This window comes from Vibrio sp. 14N.309.X.WAT.E.F5 (assembly GCF_030397615.1).
GTDB classification, from domain to species: domain Bacteria; phylum Pseudomonadota; class Gammaproteobacteria; order Enterobacterales; family Vibrionaceae; genus Vibrio; species Vibrio lentus.
In genome coordinates, this window is record NZ_JAPNXR010000014.1 from 15,478 (window position 1) to 39,284 (window position 23,807).

At 44.6% G+C, this 23,807-nt stretch carries 19 protein-coding genes; 10 read left to right on the forward strand and 9 right to left on the reverse strand.

Features of this window, described 5'->3' with window-relative positions; all coding sequences use genetic code 11:
* Positions 1-126: 126 nt before the first annotated feature.
* Positions 127-732, reverse strand: a complete 606-nt coding sequence (locus OW495_RS15465) for a LuxR/HapR/OpaR family quorum-sensing transcriptional regulator (RefSeq protein WP_017108721.1) — start codon at positions 730-732, stop codon at positions 127-129.
* 335 nt (positions 733-1,067) lie between these two features.
* On the opposite strand from OW495_RS15465, the gene hpt reads away from it, so the two are divergent.
* Positions 1,068-1,598, forward strand: coding sequence for a hypoxanthine phosphoribosyltransferase (gene hpt, locus OW495_RS15470; protein WP_010435974.1), 531 nt, complete (start codon positions 1,068-1,070; stop codon positions 1,596-1,598).
* A gap of 102 nt (positions 1,599-1,700) precedes the next feature.
* Here hpt and can read toward each other — a convergent pair whose 3' ends face one another.
* Positions 1,701-2,360, reverse strand: coding sequence for a carbonate dehydratase (gene can, locus OW495_RS15475; protein WP_017108722.1), 660 nt, complete (start codon positions 2,358-2,360; stop codon positions 1,701-1,703).
* Positions 2,361-2,646: 286 nt separating this feature from the next.
* On the opposite strand from can, the gene OW495_RS15480 reads away from it, so the two are divergent.
* The 3 genes from OW495_RS15480 (at position 2,647) to OW495_RS15490 (ending at position 6,288) form a co-directional block, all read left to right on the forward strand.
* Positions 2,647-4,278, forward strand: a complete 1,632-nt coding sequence (locus OW495_RS15480) for a SulP family inorganic anion transporter (protein ID WP_289887330.1) — start codon at positions 2,647-2,649, stop codon at positions 4,276-4,278.
* Between the two features lie 320 nt (positions 4,279-4,598).
* A complete protein-coding gene (locus OW495_RS15485) occupies positions 4,599-5,516 on the forward strand; it encodes an ABC transporter ATP-binding protein (RefSeq protein WP_017106896.1) in 918 nt (305 codons plus the stop codon).
* A gap of 1 nt (position 5,517) precedes the next feature.
* Positions 5,518-6,288: an ABC transporter permease gene (locus OW495_RS15490; protein WP_029223246.1), complete on the forward strand. Its 771-nt coding sequence runs from the start codon at positions 5,518-5,520 to the stop codon at positions 6,286-6,288.
* Between the two features lie 111 nt (positions 6,289-6,399).
* Here the strand turns inward: OW495_RS15490 and panC are convergent, their stop codons facing one another.
* From panC to sfsA, 7 genes are all read right to left on the reverse strand, one after another.
* A complete protein-coding gene (panC, locus tag OW495_RS15495) occupies positions 6,400-7,290 on the reverse strand; it encodes a pantoate--beta-alanine ligase (RefSeq protein WP_017106898.1) in 891 nt (296 codons plus the stop codon).
* Positions 7,291-7,298: 8 nt separating this feature from the next.
* Positions 7,299-8,093 (reverse strand): 3-methyl-2-oxobutanoate hydroxymethyltransferase, encoded by a 795-nt coding sequence (panB, locus tag OW495_RS15500; protein ID WP_017106899.1) that lies wholly within the window; start codon positions 8,091-8,093, stop codon positions 7,299-7,301.
* A gap of 22 nt (positions 8,094-8,115) precedes the next feature.
* Positions 8,116-8,601, reverse strand: a complete 486-nt coding sequence (folK, locus tag OW495_RS15505; RefSeq protein ID WP_289887332.1) for a 2-amino-4-hydroxy-6-hydroxymethyldihydropteridine diphosphokinase — start codon at positions 8,599-8,601, stop codon at positions 8,116-8,118.
* On the reverse strand, positions 8,598-9,953 hold the full coding sequence (pcnB, locus tag OW495_RS15510; protein ID WP_289887334.1) for a polynucleotide adenylyltransferase PcnB: 1,356 nt from the start codon (positions 9,951-9,953) through the stop codon (positions 8,598-8,600). The genes folK and pcnB overlap by 4 nt, the downstream gene beginning before the upstream one ends.
* 183 nt (positions 9,954-10,136) lie before the next feature.
* Positions 10,137-11,012: a tRNA glutamyl-Q(34) synthetase GluQRS gene (gluQRS, locus tag OW495_RS15515; RefSeq protein ID WP_289887335.1), complete on the reverse strand. Its 876-nt coding sequence runs from the start codon at positions 11,010-11,012 to the stop codon at positions 10,137-10,139.
* Positions 11,013-11,159: 147 nt separating this feature from the next.
* A complete protein-coding gene (dksA, locus tag OW495_RS15520; protein WP_017108728.1) occupies positions 11,160-11,606 on the reverse strand; it encodes an RNA polymerase-binding protein DksA in 447 nt (148 codons plus the stop codon).
* 135 nt (positions 11,607-11,741) lie between these two features.
* Positions 11,742-12,485: a DNA/RNA nuclease SfsA gene (gene sfsA / locus OW495_RS15525; protein WP_065102980.1), complete on the reverse strand. Its 744-nt coding sequence runs from the start codon at positions 12,483-12,485 to the stop codon at positions 11,742-11,744.
* Positions 12,486-12,519: 34 nt separating this feature from the next.
* Here sfsA and hrpB point away from each other — a divergent pair, with 34 nt between their 5' ends.
* The 6 genes from hrpB to glnK all read left to right on the forward strand — a co-directional run bounded on the left by hrpB (position 12,520) and on the right by glnK (position 23,797).
* The gene (gene hrpB, locus OW495_RS15530; protein ID WP_289887342.1) at positions 12,520-15,018 is read left to right on the forward strand and encodes an ATP-dependent helicase HrpB; all 2,499 of its coding nucleotides are present in this window, start codon (positions 12,520-12,522) and stop codon (positions 15,016-15,018) included.
* A complete protein-coding gene (gene mrcB, locus OW495_RS15535) occupies positions 15,015-17,414 on the forward strand; it encodes a penicillin-binding protein 1B (protein WP_102314200.1) in 2,400 nt (799 codons plus the stop codon). The genes hrpB and mrcB overlap by 4 nt, the downstream gene beginning before the upstream one ends.
* Before the next feature lie 38 nt (positions 17,415-17,452).
* Complete coding sequence (locus tag OW495_RS15540; RefSeq protein WP_289887345.1) at positions 17,453-19,789, forward strand: patatin-like phospholipase family protein; 2,337 nt, start codon at positions 17,453-17,455, stop codon at positions 19,787-19,789.
* A gap of 274 nt (positions 19,790-20,063) precedes the next feature.
* Positions 20,064-22,652 (forward strand): bifunctional aconitate hydratase 2/2-methylisocitrate dehydratase, encoded by a 2,589-nt coding sequence (gene acnB, locus OW495_RS15545; RefSeq protein ID WP_289887347.1) that lies wholly within the window; start codon positions 20,064-20,066, stop codon positions 22,650-22,652.
* A 210-nt stretch (positions 22,653-22,862) separates the two neighbouring features.
* A complete protein-coding gene (locus tag OW495_RS15550; RefSeq protein WP_029223248.1) occupies positions 22,863-23,231 on the forward strand; it encodes a YacL family protein in 369 nt (122 codons plus the stop codon).
* A 227-nt stretch (positions 23,232-23,458) separates the two neighbouring features.
* Complete coding sequence (glnK, locus tag OW495_RS15555; protein ID WP_102513035.1) at positions 23,459-23,797, forward strand: P-II family nitrogen regulator; 339 nt, start codon at positions 23,459-23,461, stop codon at positions 23,795-23,797.
* Positions 23,798-23,807 lie beyond the last annotated feature (10 nt).

Sequence of the window (23,807 nt, forward strand, 5' to 3'; positions counted from 1 at the left end):
CGAGATGCGAGTACGCTGCGCTCGGGATGCGAAGAGCCATTCCATTCTACAAAAAAGGGTTGACCGCTTAGGCCAACCCTTAAATTATTTACTCGAATCTCGAATCTCGAATCTCGAATCTCGAATCTACTTATAAATGCACAGCATGTTCAAGTAGCTATCCGTCAAGGTCGAAAGTTCTTCTTGTGTATCTACACGTTTCGCTTGGATGAATAGTGAGTAACAAATGCCGTGGAATAGGTTCGCAAGATGTTTAGGATCGTGATCGTCGCAAACTTCGCCGCGTTCAATCGCTTTGCTAAACATGTTTTGTACTAACATCTGGTTAGTGCGGTTAGTGGTTACAAACAGAGGCCACACTTCATCACGAGTCGAAGCGCTCCATTCAAACCATACGTTCAACCAATGGCTATCTTGAGCCACTAACGTCACCATTTCAGTCGCAATATTATGTAGGTTTTCTTTTGCGTGAATATCTAAGTCGATATTGTCTGAAAGGAAGTTAGAGAATTGGCGAACTACGTGATTAAGCACTTCATCAACCAGGTCTTCTCGGGTTGGGAAGTAGTTAAATACAGTTGCAACTGATACTTGAGCAATGTCTGCTATGTCTGCATGACCGCCACGGCCAATGCCACGACGAGAGAAAACTTCAAGAGCGATCTCCATCAATTGCAGTTTTCTTTTTAGGGGTGAAAGCCTAGTTCTAGGTCTCTTAGAGATTGAGTCCATTTTATTTTCCTTGCCAACGAATTTTTATATTAATGATTTTATTATTATTTAAGCCAAGATGAGTGTAATGGTGCATATGCGAATGGTCAATCCTTTGAGCTTATTTTATAGGCAGTTACATCAAACTTGATCCATAAAGCGTGATCAGGATTGATGTGAAAGGAAGCGACTATTGAACAAGGCATCAGCGCACACTTCGTTGAGAATGTATGAGTAAATTCGAACCAGAAGGTGGTGTGGGTATTTGAGCAATGCTAGACTTACTCACAAAATTGAGCGGCACCAATGACAAACTGTCTACACTTGTCGCAATCACCAAATAAAATGAGAGCAGTATGAAGCATACAGTTGAAGTCATGATCTCCGAGCAAGAAGTTCAGGATCGAGTGAATGAACTAGGTAAACAGATCACGGAACATTACAACGGTAGTGAAGATCTAGTTCTAGTTGGCTTATTACGTGGATCTTTTGTCTTTATGGCCGATCTTGCTCGTGCTATCGATTTAACTCACCAAGTGGATTTCATGACCGCATCTAGCTACGGCAACGGCATGGAAAGTTCGCGTGACGTTCGTATTTTGAAAGACCTTGATGACGACATCCAAGGTAAAGACGTTCTACTTGTAGAAGACATTATCGATACAGGTAACACTCTGACTAAAGTGAAAGAGATTCTAAGCCTACGTGGTCCTAAATCTATCGAGATTTGTACTCTTTTAGACAAGCCTTCTCGCCGTGAAGTGATTGTAGATACTAAGTGGATTGGTTTTGAAATTCCTGACGAATTCGTTGTTGGTGTGGGCATCGACTACGCGCAAAAGTATCGTCACCTACCGTACATCGGTAAAGTTGTACCTCAAGAGTAATTATTACTCTGTTAAGACTGACAAACAAAAAGGCTCGCACAATGCGAGCCTTTCTTATATCTAGTGATTAAAGGATAAGGTTTAAGTCTTAAACCTTAATAATTAACCAAGAATTGGAGACGATAGGATTTTATCAAGCGCATCTAAGTGACTATTTTCTAACGTGTCATTACTTGAACAACGCACACCAAGGTCTTGTAGCTTGCCGTTACCAATACCATAAACTACGCCGTGGATTTCAATATCTTGTCCCCGTTCCCATGCGCTTTGCATGATGGTTGAGTTACCAAGGTTGTAGACTTGCTCTGCAACGTTAATTTCGCACAACTTGTCACCCCATTGTTCACGAGGTAGAGATTCAATTTGCTTACGGTACTTAAGGTAGTTATCGCGAATGTGGAGTAGCCAGTTGTTGATAAGGCCAAGTTTAGGGTTATCAATCGCTGCATTAACACCACCACAGCCATAGTGACCGCATACAATGATGTGTTTAACTTTGAGTACGTCAACGGCGTACTGCACAACAGACAGGCAGTTTAGGTCGGTATGAACCACTTGGTTTGCTACATTTCGATGAACAAACAGTTCGCCAGAATACAAACCAGTGAGACGCTCGGCCGGTACACGGCTATCAGAGCAGCCGATCCATAGGAAACCAGGGTTTTGACCCTCTTCAAGCGTTGTAAAATACTCTGGTCTTTGAGAACGAATTTCTTCAGACCATTTAGAGTTGTTTTCAAAAAGCTGTTTAATCTCTGGCATTTTGCGTCTTACGTCCCTTAATTAAGAGTTATAACTATACACAATGTTACAAATTCAATCTCGTAAAAACTGTGTCAACTCGCACTCATCTGACGTGTTCTAGCTGTTAAAATCATTAACTTAGCGTAGAAGCTAGTATCTGGTTATAAGACATGAATAATGTGATTGAATTAACACTTTCTGTGTTACAGACTCATTTGTTAAAGTAATAAGGTTTGTCATTTCATCATCAGGAAGGTGTGTTTTGTTTGGAAGTCGTTTTTCGGATATCAATCTCAAAGGAGATATGTTTGGCGGTGTCACTACAGCCATCATCTCACTGCCTTTAGCGTTAGCATTTGGTGTTGCTTCTGGAGCGGGTGCGGAAGCGGGCTTATGGGGCGCCATTATGGTTGGCCTGTTTGCAGCATTATTTGGCGGTTCCAGCAGTTTGATCTCAGAGCCTACCGGACCAATGACGGTGATCATGACGGCGGTGATGACCAGCATGGTCGCTAAATATCCTGAAACTGGAATGGCAATGACCTTTACCGTCGTGATGATGGCGGGTGCATTTCAGATATTACTTGGGACATTAAAGCTCGGTAAATACGTTACTTTGATGCCATATAGCGTGATCTCCGGCTTTATGTCAGGTATTGGCGTTATTCTGATTATCTTGCAACTGTCTCCATTGTTAGGACACGCAGCACCATCGGGTGGCGTGATGGGGACGCTTTCTGCGCTTCCCGATACGCTGGCAAATCTGAAGTTCAGCGAGCTGGTTTTAGGTGTATTAACGCTCGGTATCCTTTTTGGTTTTCCGACTCAATACCGTAAGTATGTCCCTGCACAATTGGTTGCCCTAGTTGTTGTGACTTTATTATCGGTCATTATCTTCGATACGGATTCTATCCGTCGTATTGGTGAAATCCCGGCTGGCTTACCTTCTTTAGTTATTCCAACGATTAGCCCTGAACTGTTCACAACTATGGTAATCGATGCCTTGGTGCTGGGTACGTTAGGTTGTATCGATACGCTGCTTACCGCGGTGATAGGGGACTCATTAACTCGTAAAGAGCATGACTCTGATAAGGAACTTCGCGGACAGGGTATCGCCAATATGATTTCTGGCTTGTTCGGCGCTTTGCCGGGCGCAGGCGCTACCATGGGCACAGTAACGAATATCCAAGTAGGTGCTCGTTCTCCACTTTCAGGTGTTATTCGTGCATTAGTTCTGGCGCTGGTGGTATTAGTCGCGGGTGGTTTGACCGAACCGATCCCAATGGCTGTGCTTGCGGGTATCGCCATGTATGTCGGCTTCAATATTCTTGATTGGAGTTTTATTCAGCGTGCTCACAAGGTGAGTTATGCAGGCATGGGTGTGATGTATGGCGTGATGCTCCTTACCGTATTTGTTGATTTGATTATTGCCGTTGGTCTTGGTGTCTTTATATCGAACATCCTGATTATTGAACGTTTGAGCCGTGAACAAGCCAGACAAGTAAAGTCCATCAGTGATGGTGATGACGAAGACGATATCCCGCTGACGGACAGCGAACGTCAGCTGTTAGATACTGCTAACGGTAAAGTCTTGTTCTTCTATCTTTCTGGGCCGATGATTTTCAGTGTTTCGAAGGCGATATCGCGTCAGCACTCAAGTATCTCTGATTACGAAGCGATGATCTTAGATCTGACGGATGTGCCAATGATTGATGTGACGGTTGGCCTCGCGCTAGAAAACGCAATCAAAGATGCCCTCGATGCTGAATGTGAGGTTTATCTGTTGTGTCCAAACGAGAATACCCGTCAGCAGCTAGAGAAATTCCACGTGCTTGATCTTGTGCCGGAATCCAACACCTATCGATTCAGATATGAAGCCCTGACAGCTGCAACAAGCTATGTTGATAGAGATGAACATCAATTTGAGTCAGTTTAATTTTCAGCAATAATCTGACATGAATCAGTTATAGACGCCAAATCTAATATTTGTGATTAATGCCGTTAAGTGAATAACTTAACGGCATTTTTATGTTTACTGAACACTGAATTGGTCTTCACATAGCTAATATCCTTATTCGCTTTCGAAAGAAACTCTCACTCGGTATTTGTATTAATCGTTAATCAACGATAAACTTGCTTGCAAAATGGCCGAGTAAACAAGTTTTGGGTTAGGTTCAACTAGCTCGTTTTAAGTTTCACTCTCTTCCTCATATTCGGTCATCAACATCTATCTATCGCAAATGGCAGTCTATCTCTATGTATGCATTAGAAATTGAGCAATTAAGAAAAACTTATGCTGGGGGCTTTGAGGCTCTCAAAGGCATCAGTTTACAAGTAAAAAAGGGCGATTTTTACGCGCTTCTTGGTCCAAATGGTGCGGGTAAATCTACGACCATTGGCGTTATTTCTTCTCTGGTTAATAAAACATCCGGCAAGGTTAAGGTGTTCGGTTACGACATTGATACCGATCTGGAGTTAGCGAAACAAAACTTAGGCTTAGTACCGCAAGAATTTAACTTTAACCCTTTCGAAACCGTTGAGCAGATTGTACTGCAACAAGCGGGTTATTACGGCGTGACTAAAGCTCTTGCTAAAGAACGCGCGAAAAAGTACTTATCTCAACTCGATTTGTGGGAAAAGCGTGGCGAACGTGCGCGTAACTTGTCTGGTGGTATGAAGCGTCGTTTGATGATCGCTCGTGCACTGATGCATGAACCTCATTTGCTGATCCTTGATGAACCAACAGCGGGTGTTGATATTGAGCTGCGTCGTTCTATGTGGGAATTCCTGAAAGAGATCAACGAGAAGCAAGGCATTACCATTATCTTGACCACGCACTACCTAGAAGAAGCGGAAATGCTGTGTCGCAATATCGGTATTATTAACCGTGGCGAGTTGATTGAGAATACGACCATGAAAGCGCTGCTGGGTAAGTTAAGTGCTGAGACGTTTATTCTTGATCTTGAAGAGGGCACTGCAGAGCCTAAGCTTGATGGCGTCAATAGCCAAGTAATGGTCAATGGCTCGCTAGAGATCGAAATCGACAAGAACTTAGGTTTAAACGCTATCTTTGCTCAACTGACAGAACAACAGGTAAAAGTCCTTTCTATGCGTAATAAAGCGAACCGTCTAGAAGAGCTATTTGTGAGCATCGTGCGTGAGGGGAGCAAGTAATATGCATAAATTATATTGGACAGCCTTTTGTAGCTTGTTGACCAAAGAGGTGAACAGATTCACTCGAATTTGGGTGCAAACACTGGTTCCACCTGCGATCACTATGACACTTTACTTCATCATCTTCGGCAACTTGATTGGTGCTCGTATCGGTGAAATGAACGGTTTTAGTTACATGGAATACATTGTGCCGGGTTTGATTATGATGTCGGTGATCACCAACTCATACTCTAATGTCGCTTCATCGTTTTTTAGTGCCAAATTCCAGAAGAACATTGAAGAGCTGCTTGTAGCGCCAGTTCCTAACTATGTGATTATTGCTGGTTTCGTGATGGGCGGTGTAGTGCGTGGCTTGTTAGTGGGTACCATAGTCACATTCGTATCGCTTTTCTTTGTCGACTTGCAAGTTGATCATTGGGGCGTGATTATTGCGACTGTATTTCTAACGTCGATTGTGTTCGCTCTGGGTGGCTTAATCAACGCTGTATTTGCACGCACGTTCGACGATATTTCTATTATCCCAACGTTTATTCTGACACCGCTAACATACCTTGGGGGTGTGTTTTACTCGATCAGTCTATTGCCTGAATTTTGGCAAGGTGTGTCGAAACTGAACCCAATTGTGTACATGGTTAACGCATTCAGATATGGCTTCTTGGGAGTGTCTGATGTTGGTATTGTAACGTCGTTTACTGTATTGGGTGTGTTTATCGTAGCGCTGTATGGCGTTGCACACTACCTAGTGACTAAGGGCATCGGCTTACGTAGCTAATGTCTTCCTTGTAAGTCTTGGAATGACAGGCAAAGAAAAAGGTCGATATTACATCGACCTTTTTTATGTTCTGCGTTTTGGGCTTTTTTTCGCATTTAGAGAAGAGAGCGATTATTCCGCTGTTTCTTCTTTCACTTCTTCTTTCGTTTCCGTGACCAAATCGAGAACTTGGTTGTCGATAAGGCGAGTCTTACCTAAGAAAGCTGACATCAAGATAACTGCTTGAGTCGATTCTGAAGTGATGGCTTGCAGCGTTTTAGCATCGCAAATGAAAATCTCATCAGGTTGCAGGTCTGCAGCTCGAAGTTGGTCGGTTGCGTCTTCAATGACAGATGCGTAATCGTCACGGCCGCCACGAATAGCACTACTGATCCAACGCATAGTACGAGCAAGCACAGGTGCGCGCTGGCGTTCGTCGATAGTCAGATTGCTATTGCGAGAGCTCATCGCAAGTCCATCCATCTCACGAACGGTTGGTACGCCGATAATTTGGATATCTAAAGCAAGATCCGTCGTCATATGACTAATGACTGCAAGCTGTTGGAAGTCTTTCTCGCCGAAGCATGCAAAGTCTGGCTGAACGATATTAAATAGCTTAGCAACAATCGTCGCCACACCACGGAAGTGGCCTGGGCGAGATGCCCCTTCAAGCATGTGCGAAATACCAGGTACTTCAACAAACGTCTGTTTGTCTAGTCCATCTGGGTACATCACTTCTGGCGTTGGAGTAAACACAAGCTCAACACCTTCGCCTGTTAGCTTGCTTAAATCAGCTTCTAACGTCCGAGGGTAATTGTTCAGGTCGTCAGCACGGTCAAACTGCATTGGGTTAACAAAAATGCTCACCACAACAATGTCTGCTAATTCACGCGCTTTTTTTACCAGCGTCAGGTGGCCTTCATGAAGGTTTCCCATTGTTGGTACAAAAGCAACGGTACGTCCATCACGCTTAAACTGTTTAATCTGCTCGCGAAGAGCCGCTATTTCAGCAAAAGTTTGCATAGTAACTCCTAAGCTATTGTATGAGCTTCATCAGGGAAACGCGCGCTCTCTACTTCTTCTTTGTATAGAGCGACGGCTTTACGCATATCGCCTGTTTCAGCTAAGAAATTCTTAGAGAACTTTGGCATATAAGTCGCAGAGATACCGAACATGTCATGCATCACTAAGATCTGACCATCGGTAACGTTGCCTGCGCCAATACCAATCACTGGTACATCACAAGCTTCAGTGATGCGTTTGGCTAATGATGCCGGAACACATTCAAGTAATACGATTTGAGCGCCAGCATTTTGCAGAGCTAGAGCATCAGCAACCATTTTGTCCGCTTGTTCGTCGTCACGGCCTTGAACTTTGTAACCACCAAAGATGTTCACTGATTGAGGTGTTAACCCCAAGTGAGCACAAACGGGAACCGCGCGCTCTGTTAGCATCTTCACGGTATCAACCAACCAGCTTCCGCCTTCGATTTTAACCATGTTTGCACCAGCACGCATTATGGTTGCAGCGCTCTCACAAGCTTGCTCAGGTGTGGCATAGCTCATGAACGGCATATCAGCCATAAGAAGACAGTTTGGGCTACCAGCACGCACTGAGCGAGTGTGGTAAGCAATTTCGTCGACTGTCACTGGCAATGTGTCAGTTTGGCCTTGTAAAACCATGCCTAGTGAATCACCGACAAGTAATACAGGGATCTCTTGGCTTTCGAATAATTGAGCAAAGCTCGCATCATAAGCTGTCGACGTCGCGAATTTACGGCCTTCTTGTTTGCACTTGATAAGGTCGTTAATGGTTACTTTTTTCATTGGGTTTCCTTAATGCGCTTGGCTATTGTTGCCAAACATTGAGCCCATTTTGATCGACTACTTTGAGTAGTTCGTTCAGCTCAGTCCCATCAGGGAGTTGTAAACTTGGTGCGATTTCAGCAAGCGGGTAGAGTACAAACTCTCGTTCTTTCATTCCATAATGAGGAACGGTTAAGCGCTCTGAATCGATCACCTCATTGCCGTAAAGTACAATGTCGAGATCCAAGGTTCTTGGTCCCCAACGTTCGTCTTTACGGACACGCCCTTGCTCTAACTCGATTTTTTGAGTGCAATCAAGCAGTTCAATTGGCGTTAATTCGGTTTGGATTGCCACTACCGCGTTGATGTAGTCGGGTTGATTTTGCGGCCCCATCGGAGTGCTACTATATAGCTTGGAGGTCGCAATAAACGTTGATCGCGGTAGGCTTTTTAGTGTTTCGATAGCCAAATTTGCTTGGTTAACTGGGTCGGCAAGGTTGCTGCCGACCGCAATATAAGCCGTTATCATTCGGATTGCTTACTTTTTTTATTACGGTAAGTCTTACGGCGACGATGACCTGATTTTGATGGTGCGGCAACGTCATTAGCCATGGCTTGGCGCATATTGCGACCGGCTGTTTGATAACGCTCCCACCATTTTGCCAACTCTTTGGTTTCGCCACCCTCGATTTCGCCACGCATTTCTAGGAAATCGTAGCCTGCACGGAATTTGTTCAGTTCCATTAGGCGTACAGCACGTTTACCGTTGCGGCGTGGAAGTCGAACTTGCAGCTGCCAAATTTCACGAATAGTCGCGGTATGACGACGAGGAATAGCAATCGACTTTACTTGTTGATCAAGGATGATGTTACTTGCTTCCATGATTGCATCGTAGTGCGCCATGCCTTGTTCAGCGACTAGCTTGTCCGCTAGCTTATTCATTGGGTACCAAAGAATTGCAGCAAACATGAAGGCTGGGTTTACTCGCTTGCCATCGTCGATACGAAGGTCAGTTGAATCGAGCACTAAATCAAGCATCTGCTCGGTATGAGAATCATAACCTTCAGTGAAGTGCTCTGCCACGGCTGGGAACATCTGTTGGAATAGATTGTACTCACGCATTAAGTGGTAAGTTTCTAAGCCGTGTCCTGATTGCAGCAACTTAAGTGATTCTTCGTAAAGGCGCGCAGCTGGGATATCTTTTAGAAGGTGTGCTAACTCTTCGATTGGGTCGGCAGTATCTTCTTCAATATCGAAATCCAGTTTAGCGGCGAAACGCATAGCACGTAGCATGCGTACCGGGTCTTCACGGTAACGAGTTTCAGGATCGCCAATCAAACGGATCAGCTTATCTTCTAAATCTTCGATACCACCCGCGTAGTCGTGGATGCTGTAATCGGCAATGTTGTAGTACATCGCATTAATAGTGAAGTCACGACGCTCTGCATCTTCATCAACATTGCCGTACACGTTATCGCGTAGCAACATGCCTTCATCAGATTGCGCAGACACGTTTTTCGATGGCTCTTGATGGTGGCCACGGAAAGTTGCAACTTCGATGATGTCGCGACCAAACATGATATGTGCCAAGCGGAAACGACGGCCAATTAGGCGGCAGTTTCTAAACAGGTTTTTGATCTGTTCTGGCGTAGCGTTGGTTGCGATATCAAAATCTTTTGGTTGAGAACCCAATAAGATGTCGCGCACACCACCACCGACTAAAAATGCATCAAAACCCGCCCCATTTAGGCGATATAATACTTTTAGTGCGTTGTCGCTGATCTGCTTGCGTGAAATATTGTGCTCTTGACGAGTATAAATATTCAGTGCTAATTCGTGGAATCCGCGTTGTTCGCTTGGGGTATTGTCGTTTGTATTCATTAGTTTAGAACAAAGTAGGTATCGCCAACTTTGTTTTTCTCTTAGTCCAAAGTGGTAGTGCAGAGTTTAATTGCGGCTAATAATAGCTTAGCGCGAGCCATTTGAGAACATCGTCTGCTTAACCACAGTTGTTGGTTATGGCATTTTTATGTGTCGTTTTTGCTATTTAGCTCTGAACTCGGGTTAATCACGGTGTTCTTTTTGTAAACTATCAGGCAATTGAGCAATGCTCCATTGCTGGCAGCCCCAAAATAAAATCTCGTCAATAGAAGCACTCAAAAGGGCTTCGGTGATATCAAAACCTAAGAATCGCATCGCGTTAATTAGCGTCGGTTTCGGATTGTCGAGATCTATCGCAGTTGCATGATTTTGTTTTGACAGTTTATTACCCAAGCCATCGGTTGCCAATGGTAAGTGCAAGTAACTGACGGTTTTTTGTTTGAGTGTTTTATACAAACTAATTTGACGGCCTGTCGGCTCAATCAAATCCGCTCCTCGTACAACCTCTGTGATGCCTTGGTCAATATCATCAAGCACAACCGCCAAGTTGTAAGCAAACAAGCCATCTCTACGCTTAATGATGAAATCTTCTTCAGCCAGTGCTTTCGGTATATGAATGTCACCGTGGCGAATGTCGGTAAATGATTCAATAGGGTGCGCCATAAGTAAGCGAACGGCTTGGTCACCTGAATCCATTAACTCAGCATTGCGGCAAGTCCCAGTATAAAAGCCGCCAAGGGCTTTGATCTGTTTACGAGTGCATTGGCAATAGTAGGCTTGGTTATCGGCTACCCATGCATCTATTTGAGCTTGGTACAAATCATGACGCTGGCTTTGATACACCACATCGCCATCCCAAAATAGATGGTAAGCCTCAAGTGTTTTGAGGATGAGTTCTGCGGCGCCAGCCATTTCTCTCGGTGGATCAAGATCTTCCATACGAACCAACCATTGTCCTTGGTTTGATTTCGCTTGAAAGTAGCTGCCAAGTGCGGCAACCAGTGAGCCAAAATGAAGAGGACCTGACGGTGATGGTGCAAAGCGCCCGATATAACTCATGAGTGAAAACCTAGTCTAGATAGAACAACAGTAACCGTTTGTTGGTATTGGTAGCTATTTGATGACAATGAGATAGCGCATGTTGAAAATAGCTTTCAATACAAACAAAAAAGGGAGCGAAAGCTCCCTTTTTTACATCAGCAAGAATTAACCTTGCATTTGTTTCTCTTTGATCTCTGCAAGTGTTTTACAGTCAATACAAAGGTCAGCTGTTGGACGAGCTTCAAGGCGACGAATGCCGATCTCAACACCACAAGAATCGCAGAAGCCAAAATCATCTTCTTCAATCTTATCTAGTGTCTTTTCAATCTTCTTGATAAGACGACGCTCACGGTCACGGTTACGTAACTCTAGGCTGAACTCTTCTTCTTGAGAAGCACGGTCAACTGGGTCTGGGAAATTCGCTGCTTCGTCCTGCATGTGGTGCACAGTACGATCAACTTCTTCCCTGAGCTGGTTGCGCCAAGCTGCTAAAATTTTTGTAAAATGTTCCGTTTGCTCAGGTGACATGTACTCTTCACCTGGCTTTTCTTGGTACGGTTCAACACCTGCGATGGCTAGGATGCCTAGCGCTTTTTTCTTAGATTCTGGCATACAGCATCTCCTATTTACACCTAGTCAACTGCAAAGCAGCTAATTTTAAGGCGGGTATCTATAGCAGAAAGATCTGGTTCTGGCAAATACTCTTATCCAAACTTGTAGTCAAAGTGATTACTTCATCATCTTTGTCTAGCTATTGATAAATTCAACAGCCTGTTTTAGTTGTATTTGAGTACTGCTGAGCTCTGCTTTATAGCAAAGCACTTCAACCCCAGCGTCTTGTGCTTGTTTTAGTAATAACGAATATTTGGCGTCTATATGGTGTGCTGCAGATACTTTTTCAATACCTGAATGTAAAACAGTGAATAAAAGTACGGCTCTATTTCCAGATTCTGCCATTTCTGTGAGTTCACGCAGGTGTTTTTGACCTCTGGTGGTGACTGCATCAGGGAAAAAGCCTTGTCCTTTGGTTGAGGTCCCTTGCTTAGTTGATGTTTGTTGCTCATCAAGCAAAGTGACACTTTTTACTTCGATATAACAAGGTGGCTTTTCACTGTCTTCCAGCAGAATATCAATTCGACTATTCTCACTGCCATATTTCACTTCAGTTCGTAAAGCGTCATAGCCTAAGAGTTCAACTATAGTCTTATTTTCAATTGCTTCCACTGCTAGCTGGTTCGCTCGCGCAGTATTTACACAAATTCGATGACCTTTATCTGTTTCTGAGATCTCCCAACTGTTTGGGTATTTTCGCTTTGCATTATCTGAGGTTGAATACCAAACCGTGTTACCGGGTGTGGCGCAGCCAGTCATGGCTCCCGTGTTCGCACAATGGATCGTGCGCTCACTGTCGTCAGGCAATGTGATATCAGCGAGAAAACGTTTATAGCGTTTAATAAGAGTCGCTGGCTCTAAAGGGGGATTGAAGTGCATATTACTTATTTAGACAGGTGGGTTTTTATGTACAATGTTGCCAACATTACACCACAAGGTTCTCCCATTGCCACAACTGCCCATAGAAGCTGTGATGCCAGATCTGCTCACTGGCGTAGAAACACATACTCAACTTATTCTAAAGGCTGCTCCCGGTGCGGGTAAGTCAACGTTTTTCCCTCTGCAGTTAGTTACGACTAATGCTGTTAAAGGGAAAATTATCATGCTCGAACCAAGGCGCTTAGCGGCTAGGAATATTGCGACTTACTTAGCGAGTCAACTGGGAGAGAAGGTGGGAGAGAGCATTGGTTTTAGAGTTCGTGGTGAATCTAAAACCAGTAGTGCAACGCGTTTGGAAATCGTCACTGAAGGGATCATGACTAGAATGATCCAAAGCGACCCTGAATTGACCGGTGTGGACATGGTGATCTTTGATGAATTTCATGAGCGCAGCATTCATGCCGATACCGCATTAGCGTTTAGTTTAGAGATCCAAGAAGCGCTGAGAGATGATCTCAAGGTGATCGTGATGTCGGCGACATTGGATCAACACTCGCTGCAATCTTTGCTGCCTGATGCCAAGTATGTTGAATCACAAGGCCGAACTTTCCCTGTCGATTTCCGTTATCAGCCGCTAGGCTCGAATGAATATTTAGCGCCTAAAATGGCCAAGGTGATCCAATCTCTGATGGAGAAAGAATCGGGCTCACTTTTGGCTTTCTTACCGGGTGTCTCGGCGATAAAACAAGTGGAATCACAGCTTGGACAACTTGCTAGTGATATTGATGTGTGTCCGTTGTATGGCCAGTTGAGTTTTGAACAGCAACAGAGAGCCATTGCGCCGTCAAAGCAAGGTCGCCGAAAAGTGGTGTTAGCCACCAATATCGCGGAAACTTCTTTGACGATTGAGGGGACTCGCTTAGTTGTTGATTCGGGATTGGAAAGGGTCGCAAAGTTCGATCTTAAAACTGGAATCACCAAACTTGAGCAAGTAAAAATCTCACAATCCTCAGCGGAACAAAGAGCGGGTCGTGCTGGGCGAATCGAAGAGGGCTTATGTGTTCGCTTGTACAGTGAAACACAGTTGATGCAACAACCATCCGTTCCAGAACCTGAAATACTCCATTCTGATCTCTCTTCGCTGGTGGCTGAATTGACGCAATGGGGAGCAAGTAGTGCCGATGAGCTTCATTGGTTAGATGTTCCGCCACAGGCATCGATTGAGCAAGCGACAGAGCTGTTACAAGGGCTTGATTTATTAGATAGTAATGGGCAATTTACTCCAGTCGGAAAGCAAGCTCAGCGTTTAGGCATTGAGCCGCGTATCGCCAGTATGCTGATCAAAGCGCAGCAAAACAGCCAAGCCTTGTTGAATGTCGCGATTGTCGCTGCCGCTTTACTCGAAGAGCCTGAACGTAACGTGACGGATATTCAGCATTCGCTACATCGACTTAAGCAAAGAAAGCACTCGAAAAACAGTGTTGTGATGCAGCGAGCGAAAAGTCTCGCAAGCAAACTCAATCATCACCTGGATTTGTCACAAGTCGATGAATCATTGCTACCATTAGTGCTTTGCTTGGCCTTTCCAGACCGAATTGCCCAATCGAGAAGTGCGACTGGCTGTGCATTTCGTCTTGCCAATGGCCATGGAGCTGAGGTTCGTGATGATGATCCGCTGGTAAACAACGAATACATCGTGGTGATTGATTTGATGCGGACGGCAGGGCGAGCAAGTCAGATCTTTTTAGCGACACCGATTGATATAGTGCAGCTTGAGGCTTCATTCTCCGGTCTTTTTACACGCGAAGATTATGCTGATTGGGATGAAAAACGCGGTCGCTTGGTTGCTGAAGAAAGAGTATTACTGGGTAAGCTGATTATCAGCACTAAACCTTTGCCAGAGCCTGATTCCGCTCAGATAAGCCAAGCGTTACTGAATTATATCGCTCGACGCGGACTTGAAAGTTTAAATTGGACGGCTTCTGCTAAACAGCTGGTTGAACGCGTGCGCTGTGCTGAGTTGTGGCTGCCTGAACAGCAATGGCCTCAAATGGATGAAGCGAGCTTATTGCGTCATCTTGATGATTGGCTTTTACCTTATTTGAATGGCATTAAGTCGGCAAAAGGACTGACGAGTATCTCGGTCGAGCAAGCATTGTCGGCTTATCTTGGCTGGCCTCTTAATCAAGAAATTGATCAATGGCTGCCTACGAATTACCTGATGCCAACAGGCAGTAAGAAGTCGATTCGATACCAATATCAATCTGAGCCAATGATCTCTGTTCGAATGCAGGAGGTCTTTGGTGAACAAGATTCACCCTTGATTGCTCAAGGGCGTAAAAAAGTGGTGCTTGAGTTATTGTCTCCTGCGCAACGACCACTGCAAATTACTCAGGATTTAGCTGGCTTTTGGGCTGGCGCGTATAAAGAAGTTCAAAAAGAAATGAAAGGCCGTTACCCCAAACATCCTTGGCCGGATGACCCTGCTAATCATGTAGCAACCACTAAAACTAAACGACAGTTGAACCGATGATGACCAAAATGTTAACGCCGAAAAAGGCACCACCTAAAAAAGCGCCAGCAAAGAAGTCACCAACGACCAAAGCCAAGCCAAGAAAGCCTAGAGCAGCCGCGAAGAAAGGTAAGGCAAAGACCAAGAAAACGGGCAACAGAGGTTGGCTGAAGATCCTATGGGGTATCGCTTGGAAGGTGGGTTTAGCAACGGCAGCTCTGTTGTTGTTCGTTGGGATCTATTTGGATTCGGTGGTTAAGCAGCGTTTTGAAGGTCAGCTTTTTGATCTGCCAACCGTTGTTTATGCTCGTGTATTGGATCTATCTCCGGGTACAGCCGTTAGTTTGGTACAAGTCAAAAATGAATTGGATGTGCTGAATTACCGTAAAGTGAATTCCCCTCGTCACCCTGGTGAGTACTCTTCTTCTTCAACCAAGATTGAAATGATTCGTCGTCCGTTCGAGTTTGTCGATGGGCCAGAAGCCGATCGTCATGTGATGCTGCACTTTAATGGCAACGAGCTAACTCGTATCCAGTCATTGGAGAAGAAAGGCGACATGGGTTACTTGCGTGTCGAACCTAAAATGCTCGGTATGCTTGAGAAAAGTAACGATGAGCAGCGTTTGTTCTTAAAACGCAATCAGTTCCCTGAAGTGATGGTTGACGCATTGCTGGCAACCGAAGACCGAAACTTCTATCAGCATGATGGGGTTTCACCATTGGCGATCGCTCGTGCAATGGTAGTGAACATCAAGGCAGGACGAACGGTTCAAGGTGGCAGTACGTTGACTCAACAGTTGGCGAAAAACCTGTTCTTATCGAGTGAACGTACTTTGTGGCGTAAGGTGCGTGAAGCGTATATCGCACTTATCTTGGATCATCGTTACAGCAAAGATCGAATCTTAGAAGCGTATCTGAACGAGGTTTATCTTGGGCAGAATGGTGGTGAAGCGATTCATGGTTTCGGCTTGGCATCTCGTTTGTATTTCGGTCAGCCTATTCAAGAGTTAAGAATTGACCAGTTGGCACTGCTTGTTGGTATGGTGAAGGGACCTTCGTATTACAACCCTGTTCGCTACCCGGAACGTGCTAAGACTCGACGAGATCTGGTTCTTCGTTTGTTGATGCAGCAAGACATCTTGACTCCGCGACAATATGAAGAAGCAGCAAGTCGTGATTTAGATATTCAAGACAACCCTCGTATTGCCAGCCGTCAGCCAGCTTACTTCCAACAAGTAAACATTGAGCTGAAGAAGTATGTGGGTGATCGATTTGAAGCTCAGAAAGGTATTCGAGTCTTTACCTCTCTAGATCCGGTTTCTCAAGATAAGCTAGAGAAATCGATTGCTCGTAAGGTGCCTGATCTGTCTAAAACGGCAGGTAACAAATTGGAAGCGGCTGCGATTGCTGTTGATAGAAATACCGGAGAAATCCGAGCGATGGTCGGCGGTAAACGTACCGGTTACGATGGTTTTAACCGTGCACTGAATGCGAGTCGTCCTATTGGTTCTTTGGTTAAGCCTGCAATCTACTTAACCGCATTAGAACAACCCGAAAAGTACACGTTAGCGACGACTTTGATGGACACCCCACTGAGTTTGAAAGGCAGTAAAGGAAGCGTATGGAGCCCAAGAAACTTCGACCGTAAGTTTCGCGGAGACGTGCCGCTGTATGTGGCGCTTTCTAAGTCTTACAACGTGCCGACCGTTCGTTTAGGGATGCAGTTAGGTATTGATAGTGTCTCGGATACGATTGGCAAACTGGGGGTTGATAAAAACGAAATTCGCCCAGTTCCATCCATGTTCTTGGGTTCATTCTCGCTAACACCGTTTCAGGTAGCACAGATGTACCAAACGATTACCAACTCTGGCCGTATCGCGCCATTGTCTGCGCTTCGCTCTGTGATTGATAGTGAAGGTGAGGTGTTGTATCAATCGATTCCTCGTGTTTCACAAAGCGTTGATCAGCAAGCGGCTTGGTTAACTACGTATGCGATGAAGCGTGGTGTGTCTGAAGGCACAGGTCGTTTCCTACAAGGTCAGTTTGCATGGGCAGGATTAGCCGGTAAAACCGGTACCAGTAACGATAGTCGAGACAGTTGGTTTGTTGGTGTTGATGGCCGTGAAGTAACGACGATTTGGTTAGGTCGAGATGATAATAAACCGACTAAACTAACAGGTTCTAGTGGTGCGTTGCGTGTCTATGCTGATTACCTGAAACAAAGAACACCAGAACAGCTATTGTTGCCTTGGCCAACAGGAATTGCGACTGCTAGCTTTACTCGAACTTCTGAAGGGGCGTTAGAGTTTGACTGTGATGGTACGGTGAAATTACCGGTTTGGGATGAGAGTGGCAGTATTAAAAAGGGCTGTGAAAGTCAACCAAAACAGTGGCTAAAGAAGCTTTTTCAGTGGTAAAGTCATAACAGAAAAGAATGACAAGGATAGTTTAGATAATGATTTCTCGTTGGTTAGTGAGTAGCTTAGGTATTGTCGGTACAGTGATCAGTTTTCAACTGTTTGCAGCTACTGCAGCACAGGTAGATTCATCAGAACATGTTGAACTTAAACAAGCTCATAAAAGGCCAACCGTTGCTGTCGTGCTCGCTGGTGGAGGCGCTAAAGGTGCAGCCCACATTGGCGTGCTTAAAGCTTTGGAAGAGATGCAGATTCCGGTTGATTACATTACCGGTACTAGTATGGGGGCATACGTTGGTGGTCTTTATGCGACAGGGATGAGCGCAGATGAGATCGAAAGTTTTATTTATACGGTTGATTGGAATCGCGGTTACCGTGATCGCGTTAACCGTAGCGATCGCCGAGTGCGTGACAAAGAGTATGAAGACCGTTACCAACTGAATACCGACCTCGGTTTAGGTTGGGGTGAAATCAAAGCCAGAAAAGGTGTGGTTCAAGGCCAGAATATGTTGCGTATTCTGCGTGAGACGACCGGTAACTTATCTCCACTTGATTCTTTCGACAACCTTGCTATTCCATATCGTTCTGTCGCAACCGACATCATCGATCTTGAAGAAGTGGTCATCGATCATGGTCATCTTGTTGATGCGATGATGGCGAGTATGTCAGTACCCGGTGCGCTTCCTCCTTATGAAGTGGAAGGGCGCATGCTAGTCGATGGTGGTGTCACCAATAACATGCCAGTGGATGTTGCTCGAGCAATGGGAGCCGACATCGTTATTGCCGTAGATATCAGCACTAACTACAAAAGCAAAGAAGACTTCACTAACTTTTTAGCCGCAGCAGACCAACTTTCTAATTACCTTGTTCAACGCAGTACGCAAGAGCAAGCCGCGACGTTAACAGACGATGATTTTTTCCTACGTCCTGATGTGGGGCAAATGGAAACCACAGACTTCGATAAAATGCCGACGGCTTACCATGCTGGATACGAAGCAACAAGGCAGTATCGGGATCAGCTTTCTAAGTTGGCGCTCTCGAATGCGGACTACCAACATTATATTGATGACAAGCAGAAAGCTCGAAAGCAGCTCAAGCATGGTGATAAAACGGTGGTGGATAAGGTCGTTATCAATAATAACACCCACTATTCAGATAAGTTGATTGCCAATCGTTTGAACCTCGACTCTGGAAAAGTCCTTAAAACCAGTGAAATTGAATCTCAGGTTAAAGACCTGTATGCGCTCGATCGTTTTGAACTGGTCACCTATGAATTTGACAATGTCGATGGTGAAGACCAACTGCAGGTCGATGTAAATGAAAAATCATGGGGCCCTAATTACCTCAACTTTCGATTCTACCTTGAAGATGACTTTGCAACCGAGAGCCAATATTCAATCGGTATGTCGGCTAATTTTACGGATATTAACTCGCATGGCGCAGAGTTAAGAACGAATGTAGAAATGGGCACTGATAAGCTCATCGAGGCTGAGTTATATTCTCCTTTTTTCTCAAGCCAGAAGTTATTTACATCGGCATCACTTGTTTACAGCAATCAGAAAAGAAACTTACCTGCCAATATTGACGATATCGAAGAGCCTACTCTCGACGTAACGAAAGACTACTTACCAATGACTTATCAAGAGTATATTGGTGAACTGGCATTAGGTTACCAGCCAACATTGTGGCAAGAATTTAAAGTGGGTGCTCGATACACCGATGGTGACATTGAGGTCGCCTCGCTACCGTCTTTAGGTAGCGGTGGATATACACGTATTGGCGGGTTTATGAGTTATCGATTGGATACCTTAGATAATTTCAGTTTGCCGACCAAAGGTTACTTTGTTGATCTGGAATATCTCATTTCCCACGATGATTTTGATAACGACTCTTCTCTGGCCGATTCCGAGTTTAACTCTGAAAGCGACACAGTTTATGAGATTTCGGCTAATTTCATGGCGGCACAGAGTATTGAAAAGCATACTTTAGTCGCAAAGTTCGACTTTGGCATGGTAGAGAGTAAAAACTCCGTGTTCCCTATTGACCCAAAGGAGCTTGGAGGCTTCTTAAACTTATCGGGAATACCAAGAAACAGTCTTATTGGACAAAACTTAGCATACGGCAGTTTAATCTATCGCTATAAATGGTTTGAAAATGACTTCGGCTTGTTTGAGTCGCCATTTTACATAGGCGCATCTCTAGAACATGGCGGCGTTTGGTCGAACAACGACTTGTCATTGGATGAAGCGCCGATGTTTACTGCTGGGTCACTCTTTGCTGGCGTAGATTCACCAATCGGGCCAATCATTTTGGCTTATGGTAAAACAGAAGGTAACTACGATTCTGTTTATTTAATCATCGGTACATCTTACTAATAATAATGCGCGGGATAGCTTTTTTTCTGACTAAATAGGCAAAAATCGTAGGACTTTCGTCTTAACTTGCTATGTTGGTCAAAATGATAAGATTTTAATTTATCGTTAAATTTGCTATTCTGTCGCCCACAGTTTGGCCTCTATGACGCCGCTCATCAATACAAATTGAATGACAAAAATGGCAATGGAGAGCCAAGTTTCCAAGGATGTTCGCTTCTTTATTTTACTAATAATTACCAATGTAAAGAAGGAACCGCAATGAGAGGAAAAAGTCGTGCTTGAAGCCTACCGTAAACACGTCGCAGAGCGTGCTGCCGAAGGAGTTGTTCCTAGACCATTAGATGCTGAACAAGTAGCAGGCCTAGTTGAACTTTTAAAGAACCCGCCCCAAGGTGAAGAAGCTGTTATTCTTGACCTACTAGAAAACCGTATTCCACCAGGTGTAGATGAAGCTGCTTACGTTAAAGCGGGCTTCCTAACGGCTATCACTAAAGGTGAAGTTGAATCTCCACTAGTAAGCAAAGCTAAAGCTGCGGAACTACTTGGCACAATGCAAGGTGGTTACAACATCGAATCTCTAGTTTCTTTACTGGATGATGCAGAGCTTGCTCCTATCGCTGTTAAAGCGCTTTCTCATACTCTATTGATGTTTGACGCATTCTACGACGTAGAAGAAAAAGCAAAAGCTGGCAATGCTTCTGCTCAGCAAGTTCTTCAGTCTTGGGCTGATGCTGAGTGGTTTACAGCTAAAGAGAAAGTAGCGGAAAAAATTACCGTTAAAGTATTCAAAGTCACTGGTGAAACAAACACCGATGACCTATCTCCAGCGCCAGATGCATGGTCACGTCCTGATATCCCAGTACACGCAAAAGCGATGCTGAAGATGGAACGCGATGGCATTACTCCTGATGAGCAGGGTAGCGTTGGTCCAATTACTCAAATTGAAGAAATGCAAAAAGACCGCATTCCACTGGCTTACGTTGGTGATGTTGTTGGTACCGGTTCTTCGCGTAAATCAGCAACAAACTCAGTGCTTTGGTTCATGGGCGAAGATATCCCATTCGTACCAAACAAGCGTACTGGCGGTGTTTGTCTTGGTGGTAAAATTGCACCGATCTTCTACAACACGATGGAAGACTCAGGCGCGCTACCAATTGAGCTGAACGTACAAGACATGAACATGGGTGATGTGATTGATATCTATCCTTATGAAGGTGTTGTTCGTAAAGACGGTGCAGATATCTCAAGCTTTGAACTAGGCAAAGTGCTTCTAGATGAAGTGCGTGCTGGTGGTCGTATTCCATTGATCATCGGTCGTGGCTTAACGGGCCGTGCTCGTGATGCTTTAGGTCTAGCTGAAACTGATCTGTTTGCTAAGCCAATCGACCCTTCTGCTTCTGATAAAGGCTACACGTTAGCTCAGAAGATGGTAGGTAAAGCGTGTGGCGTTGAAGGTGTGCGTGCGGGTCAGTACTGCGAACCTAAAATGACAACGGTAGGCTCTCAGGATACTACGGGTCCTATGACACGTGATGAGCTGAAAGATCTGGCTTGTCTTGGCTTCTCTGCGGATCTTGTGATGCAGTCTTTCTGTCACACATCTGCATACCCGAAACCAGTTGATGTAAACACTCACCATACACTGCCTGATTTCATCATGAACCGTGCGGGTGTTTCACTTCGTCCGGGCGACGGTGTTATTCACTCATGGCTAAACCGTATGCTTCTGCCTGATACTGTTGGTACAGGTGGTGACTCGCATACTCGTTTCCCTCTAGGTATTTCATTCCCAGCAGGTTCTGGCTTAGTCGCATTTGCTGCAGCAACAGGTGTTATGCCTCTTGATATGCCTGAATCAATCTTGGTTCGCTTTAAAGGTGAAATGCAGCCGGGTATCACGCTACGTGACCTAGTACATGCCATTCCTCTTTACGGTATCAAGCAAGGTCTATTGACTGTAGAAAAAGCTGGTAAGATCAATGAATTCTCTGGTCGTGTACTAGAGATTGAAGGTGTTGACCACCTTTCTGTTGAGCAAGCATTTGAACTTTCAGATGCATCGGCAGAGCGTTCAGCTGCTGGTTGTACTGTTAAGCTTTCTCAAGAGTCTATCGAAGAGTACCTGAACTCGAACATCGTTATGCTTAAGTGGATGATCGCTGAAGGTTACGGTGATGTTCGTACTATCGAGCGTCGTATTACGGCAATGGAAGAGTGGCTAGCGAACCCTGAGTTGCTTGCTGCTGATTCAGATGCTGAATACGCTCATGTTATCGAGATTGACCTTGCTGACATCGATCAGCCAATCCTATGTGCACCAAACGATCCAGATGATGCTCGTCTTCTTTCTGACGTTCAAGGCACTGAGATTCAAGAAGTGTTCATCGGTTCTTGTATGACCAACATCGGTCACTTCCGTGCTGCAGGTAAGATGCTTGAAGAGTTTAATGGCTCTTTGAATACTCGCCTATGGGTTGCTCCGCCAACTAAGATGGATAAAGACCAACTGACAGAAGAAGGCTACTACGGCATCTTCGGTCGTGCTGGGGTTCGTATTGAAACTCCAGGTTGTTCATTATGTATGGGTAACCAAGCGCGTGTTGCTGACGCTTCGACGGTTATGTCTACGTCTACTCGTAACTTCCCGAACCGTTTGGGTAATGGTGCGAATGTTTATCTAGCTTCTGCTGAACTTTCTGCTGTTGGTGCGATTCTTGGTCGTATCCCAACGAAGGAAGAGTACTTAGCGTACGCAGAGAAGATTAATGCAACCGCTGCCGATACTTACCGTTACTTGAACTTCCATAAAATGGGTCAGTACACGGATAAAGCAGACACGGTTATCTTCCAAGAGCCTGCATAAGCGGTTAATGGAGTGCGATAAAGTGCTTACTGCGTTGCAGTAAAGTACTCGCTGCTAATACAACGCCTTCTCTTTGTGAGAAGGCGTTTTTGTTTCTGCGTTCTAATAGTTCGTTTGATGTTGAATGAATCAAGCTCGATCTCCAATAGACTTCGCTATATACTCTCGCCTCATTTTTTACCCTATCTGTCATTAGTGCGCGGAGCCTTTATGGAATTTGAATTTACACGAAACACTTTAATGGGCGAGTACTATGTAAAGTGCAGCATGGGTCATGAAATTGTTGGCCGCTGGCTTCAAGAAGAGATCGGGAAAGATAAGCAGAAACTGGATCATGTGATGGCGTTGATTGAGCAATCTCGACAAGATCTGAACAATGAAGTGACGCTACTAGGCAAAGAGATCAGCCTAGCGATCAATGAAGACGACGTAACCATTCAAGAAAATGTGCTAGGGCACGAGCAAGAGATGGAAGAGGGCAGTGAGTTCGATTTCTATAATTGTGAAAGCGAAGCAAGCTGCGGAATCGATGATTTCGAGTTGCTAATCGAACGTTGGATTGATTTTTTAGGTTACTAGTTGCCAATGGTTTTGCATCGTGAAAGTTTCGTTGCCCAAAAACTAGAGCAACGACAGTGCAACGCATTAAGATAGTGAAAAGGCCGCACCATATTGGTGCGGCCTTTTTCATTTCTAAAACGGTATTGTTTCTATTTTTTTAAAAATCAATAACTTAAATTTCTGGCACGCTACTTGGATTGTAATAAGAGTATTAACGGATTAAGTGAAGAATTTAAGGAAAGAATATGAAATTAATAAACGCCATAGTTAAACCATTTAAATTGGATGATGTTCGAGAAGCGCTCTCTGATGTTGGTATTGAAGGTATGACTGTTTCTGAAGTGAAAGGATTTGGTCGTCAAAAAGGACACACTGAGTTGTATCGTGGTGCAGAGTACCAAGTTGATTTCCTACCAAAGGTAAAGCTAGAGATTGCAACCCAAGCTGAAAATGTTGACCGAGTTGTTGAAGCGATTAGCCAAGCGGCACACACCGGAAAAATCGGCGATGGCAAAATTTTTGTGTATGACCTAAGCCAAGCCGTACGAATTCGTACCGGTGAAATGGATGTTGAAGCACTTTAAAGAATTACAA